1 protein-coding gene is annotated in these 264 nt (G+C 47.7%); it reads left to right on the top strand.

The annotated features are described in order from the left end of the window. Window positions 1-176: type VI secretion system contractile sheath small subunit (locus NNO02_RS23660; protein ID WP_271455912.1), on the top strand; the 176-nt coding region annotated here is incomplete at its 5' end. Window positions 177-264 lie beyond the last annotated feature (88 nt).

The raw sequence follows: 264 nt of genomic DNA on the forward strand, positions 1-264 counted from the left end.
GACAAATACCCCAGCTGAAAGCCATGCTTTCCATGCGCAACCTGCTGCGTGATTTAAAGGCCAATCTGCTGGATAACCAGGCTTTTCGAAAGGAGCTGGAAAAAATTCTGCTGAACCCGGCGCTCAGTGCGGAGCTCAGAGCCGAACTGTCATCTCTGGCACCAAAACAACCTTAACCATCACGACGTTATAACGGATTAACAAGGAATGCTCATGTCTGTTCAAAATGAAAGTACTGTGGGTGGAGAAAGCGTTGTACTGGAA

It is taken from the genome of Citrobacter sp. Awk 2, assembly GCF_028069815.1.
Taxonomy (GTDB): domain Bacteria; phylum Pseudomonadota; class Gammaproteobacteria; order Enterobacterales; family Enterobacteriaceae; genus Citrobacter.